General features: G+C 71.5%; 11 protein-coding genes and 2 pseudogenes. 6 read left to right on the top strand and 7 right to left on the bottom strand.

Features of this window, described 5'->3' with window-relative positions:
* Positions 1-25 precede the first annotated feature (25 nt).
* A pseudogene (locus ACRRRO_RS12330) lies at positions 26-1,155 on the top strand (Mrp/NBP35 family ATP-binding protein).
* Between the two features lie 17 nt (positions 1,156-1,172).
* On the opposite strand, the gene ACRRRO_RS12325 reads toward ACRRRO_RS12330, so the two are convergent.
* Both ACRRRO_RS12325 and ACRRRO_RS12320 read right to left on the bottom strand, forming a co-directional pair.
* Complete coding sequence (locus ACRRRO_RS12325) at positions 1,173-1,889, bottom strand: twin-arginine translocase TatA/TatE family subunit (RefSeq protein WP_424796999.1); 717 nt, start codon at positions 1,887-1,889, stop codon at positions 1,173-1,175.
* Between the two features lie 32 nt (positions 1,890-1,921).
* Complete coding sequence (locus ACRRRO_RS12320) at positions 1,922-3,412, bottom strand: trypsin-like peptidase domain-containing protein (protein ID WP_424797000.1); 1,491 nt, start codon at positions 3,410-3,412, stop codon at positions 1,922-1,924.
* Positions 3,413-3,676: 264 nt separating this feature from the next.
* Between ACRRRO_RS12320 and ACRRRO_RS12315 the strand changes: the two genes are divergently transcribed.
* Both ACRRRO_RS12315 and ACRRRO_RS12310 read left to right on the top strand, forming a co-directional pair.
* On the top strand, positions 3,677-4,666 hold the full coding sequence (locus ACRRRO_RS12315) for an O-methyltransferase (RefSeq protein ID WP_434080335.1): 990 nt from the start codon (positions 3,677-3,679) through the stop codon (positions 4,664-4,666).
* Positions 4,667-4,747: 81 nt separating this feature from the next.
* Positions 4,748-5,497 (top strand): alpha/beta fold hydrolase, encoded by a 750-nt coding sequence (locus ACRRRO_RS12310; RefSeq protein ID WP_424797002.1) that lies wholly within the window; start codon positions 4,748-4,750, stop codon positions 5,495-5,497.
* Positions 5,498-5,501: 4 nt separating this feature from the next.
* On the opposite strand, the gene ACRRRO_RS12305 is transcribed toward ACRRRO_RS12310, so the two are convergent.
* From ACRRRO_RS12305 to ACRRRO_RS12285, 5 genes are all read right to left on the bottom strand, one after another.
* Entirely contained in the window at positions 5,502-7,043 is a 1,542-nt protein-coding gene (locus tag ACRRRO_RS12305; RefSeq protein ID WP_424797003.1) for a leucyl aminopeptidase family protein, read from the bottom strand.
* 3 nt (positions 7,044-7,046) lie between these two features.
* Positions 7,047-7,214: a DUF3117 domain-containing protein gene (locus tag ACRRRO_RS12300; RefSeq protein WP_424787496.1), complete on the bottom strand. Its 168-nt coding sequence runs from the start codon at positions 7,212-7,214 to the stop codon at positions 7,047-7,049.
* A 246-nt stretch (positions 7,215-7,460) separates the two neighbouring features.
* The gene (locus ACRRRO_RS12295) at positions 7,461-8,270 is read right to left on the bottom strand and encodes a TIGR00730 family Rossman fold protein (RefSeq protein ID WP_424787495.1); all 810 of its coding nucleotides are present in this window, start codon (positions 8,268-8,270) and stop codon (positions 7,461-7,463) included.
* A gap of 16 nt (positions 8,271-8,286) precedes the next feature.
* Positions 8,287-9,450 carry a succinyl-diaminopimelate desuccinylase gene (gene dapE, locus ACRRRO_RS12290; RefSeq protein ID WP_424797004.1) on the bottom strand — a complete coding sequence of 388 codons (1,164 nt, stop codon included), beginning with the start codon at positions 9,448-9,450 and terminating at the stop codon, positions 8,287-8,289.
* 77 nt (positions 9,451-9,527) lie between these two features.
* Entirely contained in the window at positions 9,528-10,988 is a 1,461-nt protein-coding gene (locus tag ACRRRO_RS12285; RefSeq protein WP_424787493.1) for an NAD(P)H-quinone dehydrogenase, read from the bottom strand.
* Positions 10,989-11,119: 131 nt separating this feature from the next.
* On the opposite strand from ACRRRO_RS12285, the pseudogene ACRRRO_RS12280 reads away from it, so the two are divergent.
* The 3 genes and pseudogenes from ACRRRO_RS12280 to ACRRRO_RS12270 all read left to right on the top strand — a co-directional run bounded on the left by ACRRRO_RS12280 (position 11,120) and on the right by ACRRRO_RS12270 (position 14,616).
* Positions 11,120-11,894 (top strand): annotated as a pseudogene (locus ACRRRO_RS12280) (purine-nucleoside phosphorylase).
* Positions 11,891-12,715, top strand: coding sequence for a hypothetical protein (locus ACRRRO_RS12275; RefSeq protein ID WP_434080334.1), 825 nt, complete (start codon positions 11,891-11,893; stop codon positions 12,713-12,715). The pseudogene ACRRRO_RS12280 and the gene ACRRRO_RS12275 overlap by 4 nt, the downstream one beginning before the upstream one ends.
* The gene (locus ACRRRO_RS12270) at positions 12,685-14,616 is read left to right on the top strand and encodes a methyltransferase domain-containing protein (protein ID WP_434080333.1); all 1,932 of its coding nucleotides are present in this window, start codon (positions 12,685-12,687) and stop codon (positions 14,614-14,616) included. Before ACRRRO_RS12275 ends, ACRRRO_RS12270 begins: the two co-directional genes overlap by 31 nt.
* The last annotated feature ends 8 nt before the right edge of the window (positions 14,617-14,624 follow it).

Raw genomic sequence — 14,624 nt, 5'->3', positions numbered from 1 at the left:
CCGATTCCGAACGTACACTCGGGGCATGGCCACTGAGCAGGAAGTCCGCACCGCACTGGGGTCCGTGCTGGACCCCGAGATCCGCCGTCCGATCACCGAGTTGGACATGGTCCGCTCGATCGAGGTGGACGCCGGGACCGGTGTGGTCACGGTGCTGGTGGCCCTGACCATCGCGGGCTGCCCGATGCGCGAGACGATCACCAAGGACGTGCGCGCGGCGGTGGAGAAACTGGACGGGGTGCCCAGTTGCACCGTGGAGATGACGGTCATGACCGACGAGGAGCGCACCGATCTGCGCACCAAGTTGCGTGGCGGCAAGGCCGAACCGGTGATCCCGTTCTCCCAACCGGACTCCCTGACCCGGGTCTACGCCGTGGCCTCCGGTAAGGGTGGGGTGGGCAAGTCCTCGGTGACGGCCAACCTCGCCGCGGCGATGTCCGCCCAGGGCCTGAAGGTCGGCGTGATCGACGCGGACGTGTACGGCTTCTCCATCCCCCGCATGCTCGGGGTGGAGACCGGTCCCACCAAGGTCGACGACATGATCCTTCCCCCCTTGTCCGGGGAGATCAAGGTGATCTCGATCGGGATGTTCACCCAGCCGGGCAAGGCGGTGGTCTGGCGCGGCCGATGCTGCACCGGGCGCTGCAGCAGTTCCTCGCGGACGTGTTCTGGGGAGACCTGGACGTATTGCTGCTGGACCTGCCGCCGGGAACCGGTGACATCGCGATCTCCGTGGCCCAGTTGCTTCCCAGTGCCGAACTGCTCGTGGTCACCACCCCGCAGTTGGCTGCGGCCGAGGTGGCCGAGCGCGCCGGGTCGATGGCCCAGGCCACCAACCAGCGCATCGCCGGCGTGATCGAGAACATGTCCTGGCTGGATCAGCCCGACGGTACCCGCCTGGACCTGTTCGGCTCCGGCGGTGGGGCCAAGGTCGCGCAGCGGCTGACCGAGGTGCTGGGCACCGACGTGCCGCTGCTGGGGCAGGTGCCGATCGAGGTGGCCCTGCGCGAGGGCAGCGACAACGGTGCGCCGCTGGTGGGCACCGAGAGCCAGTCCCCGGCCGCGCAGGTACTGCGAGACGTGGCCTCCACCCTGGGCCAGCGCTCCCGTGGCCTGGCCGGCGGCCGCAAGTTGGCGATCTCGCCGGTGGGCTGAGCGGCGTTCGCTCGTGCCTAGGTGGCCTCGTCGTCGAACGGGGCGCCGACGGCGACCAGTTCCTGCGCGCCGGCTTCGTTCGCCTCAGTCCGCGCGCCGGTTTCCTGCTCAGTCCGGGCGGCAGCAGATCCCGCCACGGCCGGCGTACCGGCACCCGGACCGGCCTTCCGCGCGCCCGCTGCGTCCGACTCGGCGGTAGCAACGGTCTCGGCGGCGGTGGTCGACGCCGTCGTCACCGGTGCCTGCGCGTCGTCACCAGCGGCCTGGTCCGGACCGACGGCGTCATCGGCGGTGGCCGAGTCGGCGCCGGCGGCCTGGGCCGCGGCCGCCTCGGCAGCGGCGGCTTCCTTCCTCGCCTGTACCTCGGCGCGGCGGCGGGCTGCGTTCTCGCGCGCGATCCGGCTGCTCTCACTCGGCTTACGCACGGTGGAGGCGGACCGGGTGGTGGACCTGGCGGCGCGGGCCGGGCGGGTGGTCGGCAGGATGTCATCGGACAACGCCTCCCGCACGATTCGGCGGGGATCATATTTGCGCGGATCCAACTGGGACAGGTCCAGGTCCGCGGCCTCCTCGCCGAGCTCCTCCTTGACCCGTTCGGTGGCGCCGGTGGCCATCTTCTTCAGGTTCCGTGCCAACTGGCCGAGTTGCTCGGCGTACATGGGCAGCCGTTCCGGGCCGATCACGATCACGGCGATGATGATGAGGAGGAGCAGTTCCTCACCATTGATGTTCATGCACCCAATCCTATCCCGGCGGGGAGCGGGCGTCAGTCGCTCGGCTGCTCGCCGAGGGTGACTTCGAGCTCGCGTTCGGCGCCGTCCTCGCGGATGGTCAACGTGATCACCTCGCCGGGGGCGTGGGCGCGGATGCGCACGATCAACTCCTCCGCGCTGGTGACCGGGTTCCCGTTCAGGGCCACGATCACATCCCCCGGTGCCAACCCGGCCGCTTCGGCCGGACCGCCGGGGGTGATCGGTTCCTGTCCCTCGGTGGTCTCGGTGTGCACCCGCACCCCCTCACCGGCATAGGTGGGATCCAGCGTGGCTCCGATGACCGGGTAACTTGCCTCCCCGGTCTCGATGATCTGCTGCGCGGTGCGCGCCACCTGCGAACTCGGGATCGCGAAACCGAGCCCGATGCTGCCGCCCTGGCCGGGCTGTGCGGCGATGGCGGTGTTCACCCCGATCACCGCCCCGCTGGCGTCCACCAGCGGCCCACCGGAGTTCCCCGGGTTGATCGCCGCGTCGGTCTGGATGGCATTGATGAAGGTACCGCCACCGGCACCCACCCGCACCGGGCGGTTCTGGGCGCTGACGATCCCGGTGGTCACGGTGCCCTCCAGGCCCAGCGGTGCGCCGATGGCCACCACCGGATCACCCACTCGCAGCGCGTCGGAGTCCCCGAGCGGGACCGGGGCCAGGTCGGTGCGCTCGACGGACAGGACCGCCAGGTCGTAGTCGGAGGTGGCCCCGACGATCTCCGCCGCTTCCTCGGCGCCGTCGGAGAAGATCACCGCGACCTGTGCCTCCGGATCCTCCTGGGCCGCGGCGATGACGTGCTCGTTCGTGACGATATGCCCCTGATCGTTGAAGACGAAGCCGCTGCCGGTGAAACCCTCACCATTAGCGCGAACCTGGATGAACACTGTGCTCGGTAGCACCGCGTCCGCGATGTCTGCCACGGAGGCGTCGGTGAGCGCCGGAGCCGAGGTACCCTGCCCGGTTGCGGGATCGGAGGGTGTGGAACCCGGTGCGGATGAGCCGGTGGGTACCGCCGGTAGGTACTGCGCTCCCAGCAGGCCCAGTAACAGGCCCACCAGCAGGGCCATGATCATCAGGACGGCGACGATCCCACCGGCCACGCCGCGCCGCCTGCGGCCAGGATCGGCGGCGTGGGTGGCCCGGGGGCCCGGGTAGGACGCCAGGGGGGCGCTCTGCTCGGCCGGGCCGCCTCCTGGCTGCGGTGGCCCACCCACCCGCTGCTCCGGGTTGGTTCCCGGCCGCGTGGCCTCAGGTGCCGGGCCGCGGGAGTCCGATAGCCGCTGCTGGGAGCCGGCTTCCGGTGCGTCGGCATCGGGCCGAGCGGTGCCGCTGCTGTCGGGCCGCCCGGACGGCGTGGCCCACCCGTGGCCGGGTGCGGCAGCCGTGTCCTCAGCCCTTGTGGCATCCGATCCCGGGTCGGCTGTGCCGTGCACGGCGTCGGAGGTTCGCCGGCCCGGTTCCGACCCGGGGTACGGCTCGCGGTCCTGTGGGGTCATGGGCCCATTCTCTACGATCTTGGCTACGAAGCACCTCTTCAGGTGAGATTCCCATCAGATCGGGTCGGGGCGCCGCGACCTTCCGGGCGGTGCAGCGATACCATCACGAGCACCGCTACACCGATCCGGGAGGCTCATCATCGCTGCCGACAAGGCCCAGAGTTGGGCCTACACCGAGGAGTTCATCACTGAATCCGAGCCGGTGCGCCAGGCCGGGACCGCGCGCGGAGGAGTTCGGTATCCAGCCCGTCCCGCCCGGTGTGGGTGCGGCGCTGCGTCTGCTGGCTGCGCGCCGCCGACGCCCACGCCGTGGCCGAGGTGGGCACCGGGACAGGTGTTTCCGGCCTGTGGTTGCTGGAGGGGATGCGGCCTGGTGGCGTGCTCACCACGATCGACGTGGAGATGGAGCATCAGCGCGCCGCGAAGGAGGCCTTCGCCGCGGCCGGGGTCGGCGCCACCCGCACCCGGGCGATCTCCGGGCGGGGCCTGGACGTGCTGCCCCGGTTGGCCGATGGCGCCTACGACCTGGTCTTCATCGACGGAGAACCCTCCGAGGCGTCCGACTACGCCGAGCAGGCCATCCGGATGCTGCGCTCCGGTGGGGTGCTGGCCATCACCGGGGCGCTCTGGTACGACCGGGTCGCCGACCCGGCACGCCGGGACGAGGCCACCGTGGCGATGCGGGAGCTGGGCAAGTCCGTCCGTGATGACGAACGTTGCTCCCCGCTCTGTTACCCAGCGGGGAGGGCCTCCTGGCCGCCGTCAAGCGCTGACGTCTGCTCGACCGGCACCACCGATGTGTACGGTGGGGGTCAGGGGAGGGTGATCGATGTGACCGGGACCGACAGGGCTCGCACAGGCCACGCAGGCCGCCCCGACCGCACCGAGTTCATCACGGCCTTCCCATCGGGCCGGTCGCCGGTGAGCCGGCTGCCGCGCGCCGGCGCCACCGCCGGGATCGGCGGGGCCGTCGGCCTGGTCGCCGCGATCGTCCTGGCCCTGCTGGAGCAGCCGTGGGCTCTGGTGATCCCGGTGGCGATGGTGGGGGCGGCGATCTGCGGCCTGTTGTTGTGGGTGGTGGCCAAGGAACCGGTGCCGGCCGGCACCCGACCCGGCACCCAGTTCATCCTGGCCGCGGCCTACCTGGGCGGATCGCTGCTCGCCGGCTGGTTCACCGGCAACTGGACGTTCGCCCTGCTCCTGTGCACGGTGGCGGCCATCCCGCTGACCTTCGGGATCCGCGCGCGCACGTAGTGCACGCCCAGCCGTTCACAGATCGAAGGTTCGGCGTTACCGTAGGCGTGCACGGCGCGGGCACCCGATGGAGGGATCGGCATGAGCGAGTTGTTCGTCGACGCCGCGGGCAGCGGTGAGCACGTCATCTTCGTCCACGGGTCCCTGGCCACCGGTCGCGAGGAGTGGGAAGCCCAGCAGCCCCTCGCCGAGGAGGGCTTCCGGCTACTCGTGGTGGACCGGCGCGGATACGGGCGCAGTCCCGGCGCCGAAGGGGAGGACTTCCTGCGCGACGCGCAGGACATCGCCGCGTTGATGGACACCGGTGCCCACCTGGTGGGTCACTCCTACGGAGGTCTCGCAGCGATGTTCGCGGCCGCGCTGCGGCCCGGTCAGACCCGCTCCCTGGCGCTGCTGGAACCTCCGGCGTTCACCCTGGGCCAGGACCGGCCGGCGGCTCGGCACCTGGTGGCGAAGAGTGTGGAGATCCTCGACCTGGACCTCCCGGACCGTACCTGGCTGGTGCGGTTCCTGGAGTCCGTGGGGAGCCGGCCGGAGGAGTTGCCGCCCGGGCTCCTCGACGCCGCACTACCCCTGGTGCCCTTGCTGCGGAACGCCAGGCGACCGACCGATGCCGAATTGCCGATCGCGGAGTTGTCCTCCGCCCCGTACCCCAGCCTGGTGGTCTCGGGCGGTCATCACCCAGGCTTCGAAGAGATCTGCGACGACCTCGCCGAGAAGATCGGTGCCTCGCGTTCGGTCATCGAAGGAGCCGGCCACGAGGTCCAGTTCACCGGAGCCCCGATCAACGATGCGCTGCTGGCGTTGTGGCGCAGCGCATCAGCGCGGTAGCGACTCAGTCGCGTTCGATCAGCCAGTGCAGCAGTGCCCGGGCGCTGTAGCCGGTGGGCCCTTCGGCGATCTCGTGCTCGTTCTTCGGTGACCGGCCCGGGCCGGCGATGTCCAGGTGCGCCCACGGGGTGTCACCGGCGAAGTGCTGCAGGAACAGCGCCGCCGTGATCGCCCCTGCCGAGGTGTGCGGGTCGGTGTTGACGTGGCACAGGTCCGCCACCGGCGAGTCCAGCGCGGATCGGTACTCGGGTACCAGCGGCATCGCCCAGAGCGCCTCCCCGGTCACCTCACCGGCAGCGGTCAGTGCACGGGTCAGGTCCGCATCGGTGCTGAACAGCGCCGCGTGCTTCTTGCCCAGGCCCAGGGTGGCCGCCCCGGTCAGCGTGGCCACATCGACCAGCGCCCGCGGGTGGTACTCCGACCGCGCCCACGCCATCGCATCGGCCAACACCAGGCGGCCCTCCGCGTCGGTGTTGGCGATCTCCACCGTGGTGCCATCGACCATGGTGAGCACGTCACCGGGCCGGTAGGACCGCGCACCGACGGCGTTCTCCGCAAGTGGTAGCACCGCCACCACCGGCACCGGGACCTGCGCCCGGGCTGCGCCGAGCACGACGGCCAGGACCACCGCGGCGCCGGACATGTCCGTCTTCATCGGCACCATCGCCTCGCGCGGCTTGATCGAGAGCCCACCGGTGTCGTAGGTGATGCCCTTGCCGACCAGCACGATCGGGTCCTGGGCACCGCCCTCGGCCCGGGCTCGCCGGGGCGGGGTGTAGGTCACCGTCACCAGGCGCGGGGGGCCCGCCGCAGCCGCACCCACCGCGAGGATTCCCTCCAACCCCTGGGCGGCAAGCCACTTCTCGTCGTGTTCGGTCACCTTGACCCCGGCCACCCCCTCGGCTGCCTCCCGTGCCTGCTCGGCAACCCAAGCGGGTGTCTTGATGTTCGACGGCGTGGCAGCCAGGGTGCGCGCCAGTACGGTGGCCTCCGCGCTGGTACGGGCGCGGTCCAGATCGTCGGCGCTGACCGGGCCGGTCAGGGTGATCAGCGGGCACGGCGCCTCGGGGCCCGGCCCGGCACCGGTGAACGGGGCCCGGTAGGAGCCCAGCAGGAGCCCCTCGATGAGAGCGCGCAGCGCCGGCGCGGTGGACTCGTCCAGTCCGCTCAGGTCCACCAACAGGTGCTCGGCCTGCACCGCTGCCCGGGCCAGGGCCGCACCTGCCCGGCGCATCGCCGTCGTCCCCTCGTCACCGACGCCGGCCAGGACCAACCGGTCCGGCATTCCCGCCCAGGGAGCTGAACCCGAGACCAGGGCGGGCAGGGTCACGGTGGTCGCCGAACCGGCGCTCGCGCCGGCGCCCGCGCGCACCGCGAGGGCGCCCAGGTCGATGCCGTGGTCCCCGGTGGAGCCCACGGGGGCGACCGCGTCGCCGTCGGCGCGGATCAGCACCGCCAGCAGCGCCTCGGTTCCGAACTCGCGCAGCCGGGCGGCATCCAGCGGCCCGGTCTGCAGCGCGATGTGCGGGGCAGACGTCCTACGCACCGGTCAGTTCGTGACCGCGCTCAGTGCGTTCGACAGGTCCGAAGCCTCGTCCGGCTTGAGTTCCACGACCAACCGGCCGCCTCCTTCGAGCGGTACCCGCATGATGATCCCGCGACCCTCCTTGGTGACCTCGAGCGGTCCGTCACCGGTCCTGGGCTTCATGGCGGCCATGGGCGTGCTCCCTATGTGGGTTGAATGAAGTCGAACCGGAAGCGGTCTGCACCGGTCCGGTCCGGAATCGTGTGACCTCCATTCTATGCCACCGGAGGCTCTCGCGGGGTGCCCGGTGCGGATACGGATCCTGCCAGGCCACGGACACCCGCCCGCTCGAAACCGCCCAGGCCATCACCACGACTACCGCGATGACCAGCAGGAACAGTCCCGTCATGCCGGTGACCCAGCCCATCGCGCGCTCCGCTACTCCGGCCGGCCCGCGGCCTCGGAGCCGGCCTCCCGCTGCGCCTTGGCCTCGGCGCGACGACGGTGATGGTTTGCCTCGATCACCATGTGCACCGCCTCGGCCGGGTCGTCGGTGACCTGGACCAGATCCACGTCCGCAGCGGCGATAGTGCCCTCCTTCACCAGCACCTCCCGCAACCAGTCCAGCAGCCCGGACCAGAACTCCGTGCCGATCAGCACCAACGGGAAGCGCTTGACCTTGCCGGTCTGGACCAGGGTGAGTGCCTCGAACAGTTCATCCAGGGTGCCGTACCCACCGGGCAGCACGATGAAGCCCTGGGCGTACTTGACGAACATGGTCTTGCGGGCGAAGAAGTAGCGGAAGTTCACGCCCAGGTCCACGTACTCGTTCATGCCTTGTTCGAAGGGGAGTTCGATGCCCAGCCCGACCGAGGTGCCCTCGGCGTTCTGAGCGCCCATGTTCGCCGCCTCCATCACCCCCGGCCCGCCTCCGGTGATCACCCCGAATCCGGCCTTGACCAGTTCCTCGGCGACCTGCACCCCGAGCTCGTAATACGGATGGTCGGCGTCGAAACGGGCAGACCCGAACACGCTGATCGCCGGGCCGAGGTTGGCCAGTGCCCCGAACCCCTCGACGAACTCGGCCTGGATCCGCATCACCCGCCAGGGGTCGGTGTGCACCCATTCGGCGTCCCGGCCGCTCCATTCCAGGAGCCGCTCATCGGTGGTCTTCTCCGGAATGTGGCGACCCCGCAGCCGGATCGGGCCCTTGAGGTAATTCCGCCGCTTCTTCGATTCGGCTGTCATTGTTCCGGCCCTCCTCTCATGTCGTTCCGGTGTAACTCAACCACGACCGGAGCGCTCGCGTGCACACTCGGATCTGCTCGGTGGGCACCGCCTCGTCATCGGCATGGGCCAACAGCGGATCGCCGGGCCCGAAATTCACCGCCGGAACGCCCAGCGCGGTGAACCGCGCCACATCGGTCCAGCCTTGTTTGGCCCGCACGCTCCCCCCGGTCTGGGCGGTCACCGCCGCCACGAACTCCGCGGCGACCGGCTGGGACAGCCCGGGCCGGGCCCCCGGGGAGGAGTCGGTGGGGTCCACCTCCAACCCGTCGAAGACCTCCCGGACGTGGGCCAGCGCCTCCGCCTGGGTGCGGGCGGGGGCGAACCTGTAGTTCACCGCGACGGTGCACTCATCGGGGATCACGTTCCCGGCTATCCCCCCGGTGATGGCCACCGCGTTCAGGCCCTCGATGTAGGTGAGCCCATCGACCTCGACGTGCTCGGGTTCATAGGAGGCCAGGCGGGTCAGCACCTGCGCGGCCTCGTGGATCGCGTTGTGCCCCATCCACGCCCTCGCGGAGTGGGCCGCGCGCCCCCTGGTCCGTACCTGCACGTGCAGCGAACCGTTGCAGCCGGCCTCGATTCCGGCGGCGGTGGGTTCGCCCAGCACGGCGAAGTCGGCGGCCAACCAGTCCGGGTGCTCGGCCACCACCCTGTTCAACCCGTTGAGGTCCGCGGCCACCTCCTCGTTGTCGTAGAACACCCACGTCACATCGCGCACGGGCTCGGTCAGCGCGGCGGCCAGGTGCAGCGCCACCGCGACGCCCCCCTTCATATCCACCGTGCCCCGGCCCCGCAGCACCTCAGCGCCGCCGGACCCCCGCTCGCGCCGGGTGGGCAGGTTGGCCGCGATCGGCACGGTGTCCAGATGCCCGGCGACCACCACACGTTCGGCCCGGCCCAGCTCGGTGCGCGCCAACACGGTGTTCCCCGAGCGCAGCACGTGCAGGTGCGCGTACCGGCCCAGGGCCGCCTCGACGGCGTCGGCCAGCGGCGCCTCGGAACCGGAGACCGAGGGGATGTCGCAGAGCAACTGGGTCAGATCGACGACATCGGTGGTCACCAGGTCCGGGAGTTCCTGGGGCTGGTCCTGCCCCGCCGGTGCTGCCGGGTCGATGGGCGGGGTGGGCGACGGAGTCATTCCGCCGAGCATAATCGCCGTACCCGGAAAGGCGGCCGCACGACGTCGGGAGGCGGACCACCCGGTGTCGGGAGGGATCAGGTCTCGGTTGCGTGCAGCAACCGTGCGGCTTCGGCGATGGACCCGGACAGCGAGGGATAGACGGTGAACGCCGCCGACACCTCATCCACTGTGAGGCGGTTACTGATCGCCAGCGTGAGCGGGAAGATCAGTTCACTGGCCCGCGGAGCCACCACCACGCCGCCGAGCACCAGGCCCGAGGAACGGTGGGAGAAGACCTTGATGAAGCCCTCGGTGATGCCCAGCATCTTCGCGCGCGGGTTCCCGGCCAGGGGCAGCATGGTGATCTTGCCGTTGACCTCCCGCTCGGTGATCGCGCGCTCGGGGATCCCGACCGTAGCGATCTCCGGGGCGGTGAAGATGTTCGCCGAGACCATCTGCAGATCCAGCGGCGACACCGCATCGCCCAGGGAGTGCCACATCGCGATCCGGCCCTGCATCGCCGCCACCGAGGCCAGCGGCAGCACCCCGGTCACGTCACCGGCGGCGTAGACCCCGCGCACCGTGGTGCGGGAGACCCGGTCCACCTCGATGTGCCCGGACTCGGTGGTGGCCACCCCGGCCTGCGCCAGCCCCAGGTCCTCGCTGTTGGGCACCCCGCCCACCGCGAGCAGGCAGTGCGATCCGGTGACCACCTGGCCGTCGGTCAGTTCTACGTCCACCCCGTCGCCCGTCCGGTGCACCGCGGCGGCACGGGAGCGGGACATCACGTCCATACCACGGCGCCGGAACACCGTCTCGATCAGTTCGGCGGCATCGGCGTCCTCCCCCGGCAGCACCCGGTCGCGGCTGGAGACCAGCACCACCGGCACCCCGAGCGCGTTGTAGGCACCGGCGAACTCCGCCCCGGTGACCCCCGAGCCCACCACGATGAGCTTCTCCAGGTCGTCGGCGGCCTCGTACATCTGGGTCCAGGTCAGGATGCGCTCCCCGTCCGGCTCCGCGGTGGGAAGCACTCGCGGGCGGGCCCCGGTGGCCAGCAGGATCACATCGGCCGCGAAACGGCGTCGCCCCTGGTCGGTCTCGGCGATCACGGCCCCGGGCCCGTCCAGTCGTCCGGTGCCGTCGACCAGGGTGATCCCCTCCCGTTGCAGACGGGCCCGGATATCACGGCTCTGGGCGCCGGCCAGCCGCAGCACCCGCTGGTTCACCCGGTTCAGGTCCACCTCCAGGGACCCGTCGTGGCCCCCGGTGGGTTTGATGCCCAGTTCCCGCGAACTCTCGGTCAGCGTCATCCACTCGGCGGTGGCGATCAGCGTCTTCGACGGCACCACGTCGGTGAGCACGGCCGAGCCACCCAGGCCCTGGCGCTCGATGAGGGTCACCCCCGCCCCGAGCTGGGCGGCCACCAGCGCTGCCTCGTAGCCACCGGGCCCGCCCCCGATGATCACCACCCGGCTCCCCTCCCGGGTGGTGGAACGTCGGACGCCGCTGGGGGGTTCGGCCGGTGGCGGGATCTCGGAGGTCACGCGTGCCATTGTGCCTTGTCACCGGGCCCGGGCAAGTGGCGCCGGACCCCGTGCGGCCGGCACCGATCCAGTAGGTTCGTGCTGTGCACACACATGACGACGACGCCGACCCCGCCCGGACCGCGGCCGCGGCCGCCCGGGTGCTCACACGAGGCGGCGGGGGTGGACTCCTTCGACATCGCCCTGGTGCTCGGTTCGGGTTGGGGCGAGGCAGCCGACTTGATCGGACGCACCGTCGCCGCCGTCCCGGCAGCCGACGTGCCCGGATTCGCTCCCTCCGGCGTGCCGGGGCACCGCGGGACGCTGCAGGCGGTGGCCATGGATACCGGGACCGGCACCAGGCACGCACTGGTGCTGGGGGCCCGCACGCACTTCTACGAGGGCAGGGGGGTGCGGGCAGTGGCCCACCCGGTGCGCACCGCCGCCGCCGCCGGGGCGTCCACCGTGGTGCTGACCAACGGGTGTGGCGGGCTGCACCGGGAGTGGGCTCCCGGCACGGCGGTGCTGATCAGCGACCACCTGAACTTGACCGCTGCCTCTCCCCTGGAGGGCGCCACGTTCGTGGACCTGACCGATCTGTACTCACCAAGGTTGCGTGCGATCGCCCATTCGGTGGACCCGGAGCTGCCCGAGGGGGTCTACGCCCAGTTCCGCGGCCCGCACTACGAGACGCCCGCCGAGGTGCAGATGGCCAAACGGATGGGCGCTGATCTGGTGGGCATGTCCACCGCCTTGGAGGCGATCGCGGCCCGGGAGGCCGGTATGGACGTGCTCGGCCTGTCCCTGGTGACGAACCTGGCCGCCGGGATCTCACCCGAGCCGCTCTCGCACGCCGAGGTGATCGAGGCCGGCCGGGAGGCCGGCCCCCGGATCAGCGCACTGCTCAGTGCGATCGTGCGTACCATCCTGTCGTGACCGCCGACGACGCCGCCCACCCCGGACCCGCGGGCGCGCCTAGCACCGGGGTGCCCGCTGCGGCGACCGCCGGCGAGGAGGAGCAGGTCGGCGCAGTCGGCGGGGCCGAGCAGGTCAGCGAGGACCTGCTCGCGCGTGTCCGGGAATGGATCGCCGATGATCCCGACCCGGGCGACGCCAGGGAACTGCGCGAACTCCTGACCCAGGTGACCGGCGCCGACCGGTCCGGTGCGCTGCGGGCGCTGCAGACGTTGCGCGAAGCCTTCGCGGGCTCGCTGCAGTTCGGCACGGCCGGGTTGCGGGGGGAACTGGGCGCGGGCCCGAACCGGATGAACCGGGCGGTGGTGATCCGAGCCGCGGCCGGGGTGATGACGTATCTGAACGAGCGCGTGCCCCACCTGCCCAAGGTGGTGGTCGGTTACGACGCCAGGCACCGTTCCGAGATCTTCGCTTCCGAGACCGCCGCCGTCGTCGCCGGTGCGGGCGGGCACGCCCTGGTTCTACCCGGACCGGTGCCCACCCCGTTGCTGGCCTTCGCGGTCCGCCACCTGGGTGCCGACGCCGGCGTGATGGTGACCGCCTCGCACAACCCACCCCGGGACAACGGGTACAAGGTCTACCTGGGCGGACGGCTCACCGATGACTCCGGCACCGGGGTACAGATCGTTCCCCCCGCCGACGCCCGGATCGCAGCCCACATCGCTGCCGTGGAGTCGGTGGCGCAGGTGCCGCGGCCCGCCGCGACCCGGCCGCGTCCGCCCGGGGGTCGATCGAACACCTGGGCCCGGAGGTGGCCCGGGCCTACGTCGAACGGGCGCTGACCACCGTGCCGCCGGGCCCGCGGGACCTCAGGATCGTGCTCACTCCCTTGCACGGCGTCGGGGTGCCCCTGGCACTGGAGGTACTCGAGCGGGCCGGTTTCACCGACGTCACGGTCGTCGCCCGGCAGGGCCAGCCGGACCCGGACTTCCCCACGGTGGACTTCCCCAACCCGGAGGAGCCCGGCGCACTGGACCTGGCGATCGAGACCGCCGAGGACGTGGGTGCCGACCTGATCATCGCCAACGACCCCGACGCCGACCGCTGCTCCGTCGCGGTGCCGGGCGTCGGCGCGGAGGGCGGCTGGCGCCAGTTGAGCGGCGACGAGGCCGGCGCCCTGCTCGGGGAGCAGGCCGCCGCCACCGCCACAGCCGGGCCGGGTGCGGACACCGCGGTGTTGGCCTCCTCGGTGGTCTCCTCCCGGTTGCTGGCCGCGATCGCCCACTCCCACGGCCTGCCGTACCGGGCCACCCTGACCGGGTTCAAGTGGATCTCCCGGGTGCCGGACCTGGTGTTCGGGTACGAGGAGGCGATCGGGTACTGCGTGGACCCCCAGGGGGTGCGGGACAAGGACGGCATCACCGCGGCGCTGCACCTGGCGGCCCTGGCCGCACGCGCCAAGGACGCCGGTGCCACGCTCATGGACTCACTCGATGAGCTGGCCCGGCGCCACGGTCTGCACGCCACCGCGCCGCTGTCGGTGCGGGTGGCGGACCTGGCCCTGATCAGCGCGATATTGGCGAGCCTGCGCGCCGACCCCCCGACCCATCTGGGTGGTTCCGCGGTGGTGCAGGTCCGTGATCTGAACGCCGGCGGGGACCTCCCGCCCACCGACGCGCTGATGTACCTCACTGAGGCCGGCGATCGCGTGATCGTGCGTCCCAGCGGAACCGAGCCGAAGCTCAAGTGCTACCTGGGGTCGTCCTGCCGCTGGACGACCAGGACCTCACCCGGGTGCGACACCGGGCCGCCGATCGGCTCGCGGCACTGTCCGCCGACATCGGTTCCCGGCTCCGCGCCTGAACGGCCCGGTGACCGCAGCGGCGCGGCACCGGCGCAGCTCAGAACTGGCGTACACCGTGGCCGGATGTGTCCCGGTCCCGCTAGCGTTCCGGTGATGACCGATCACCCGGACGCAGGCGAGCACGAGACGCGGCGGGCCTGGGACCTGGCCTCGCGCAAGTACACCCGCGCCTACACCGAGTTCCTCGACCTGGCACGGACCACCGAGTTGGCCGCGGCCGAGGTCGAGATCCTGGCGCCGATCCTGGGCAGACCCGACCAGCTGGTGGTGCACCCACAGAGCGGGCACGGGGTGGACGACGCCGCCCTGGTGCGCCTGGGTGCGAGCAGGGTGATCGGAGTGGACTACACCCACCGGGTGGCGGTCTCGGCGCACCGGCGCGCCGCCGAGCTGGGCCTGCCGTGCCACTACGTCACCGGCAGCGTCCCGGATGTACCACTGCTGAGCGGGTGCGCGGACCTGGTCTACACCGGCAAGGGCGCACTGATCTGGTTGGCCGACATCCATGGCTGGGCCCGGGAGATGGCCCGGCTGCTGCGCCCCGGTGGGCACCTCTTCGTCTTCGAGGCCCACCCGTTGGTGCCGTTGTGGGCCTGGGACACCGACGAGGCCAGGGCCCGGCCGGATCGGTCCTACTTCGCCGGCAGTCACATCAACGACACCTTCCCCGCACGGGGTGCCGTGGAGCACCAGCACCGGCTCTCGGAGGTGGTGATGGCGGTGTTGGGCGCCGGTTTCACCCTCGCCCACCTGGCCGAGCACCCCGAACCGTTCTGGCAGCCGGAGGGGACCGAGGCCGCGGCGTGGGACGGCCGGCTACCGAACTCCTACAGCCTGCTGGCCCAGCGCCCGCCCGCAGAAGCGCCGGCGGGGACCTAGGATGGGCG

The organism is Sanguibacter sp. Z1732, from assembly GCF_051020515.1.
In the GTDB taxonomy this organism is placed as follows: domain Bacteria; phylum Actinomycetota; class Actinomycetes; order Actinomycetales; family Beutenbergiaceae; genus CALKWS01.
Note: the sequence above shows the minus strand (reverse complement) of the source record. Positions and strands in the feature narration are given on the sequence as shown.

Bases quoted from the DNA above. Each gene is read 5' to 3' on its own strand.
- ACRRRO_RS12285 (WP_424787493.1), bottom strand. From the start codon at position 10,988: ATGGCACGCGTGACCTCCGAGATCCCGCCACCGGCCGAACCCCCCAGC.
- ACRRRO_RS12310 (WP_424797002.1), top strand. From the start codon at position 4,748: ATGAGCGAGTTGTTCGTCGACGCCGCGGGCAGCGGTGAGCACGTCATC.
- ACRRRO_RS12300 (WP_424787496.1), bottom strand. From the start codon at position 7,214: ATGGCCGCCATGAAGCCCAGGACCGGTGACGGACCGCTCGAGGTCACC.
- ACRRRO_RS12295 (WP_424787495.1), bottom strand. From the start codon at position 8,270: ATGACAGCCGAATCGAAGAAGCGGCGGAATTACCTCAAGGGCCCGATC.
- dapE (WP_424797004.1), bottom strand. From the start codon at position 9,450: ATGACTCCGTCGCCCACCCCGCCCATCGACCCGGCAGCACCGGCGGGG.
- ACRRRO_RS12320 (WP_424797000.1), bottom strand. From the start codon at position 3,412: ATGACCCCACAGGACCGCGAGCCGTACCCCGGGTCGGAACCGGGCCGG.
- ACRRRO_RS12325 (WP_424796999.1), bottom strand. From the start codon at position 1,889: ATGAACATCAATGGTGAGGAACTGCTCCTCCTCATCATCATCGCCGTG.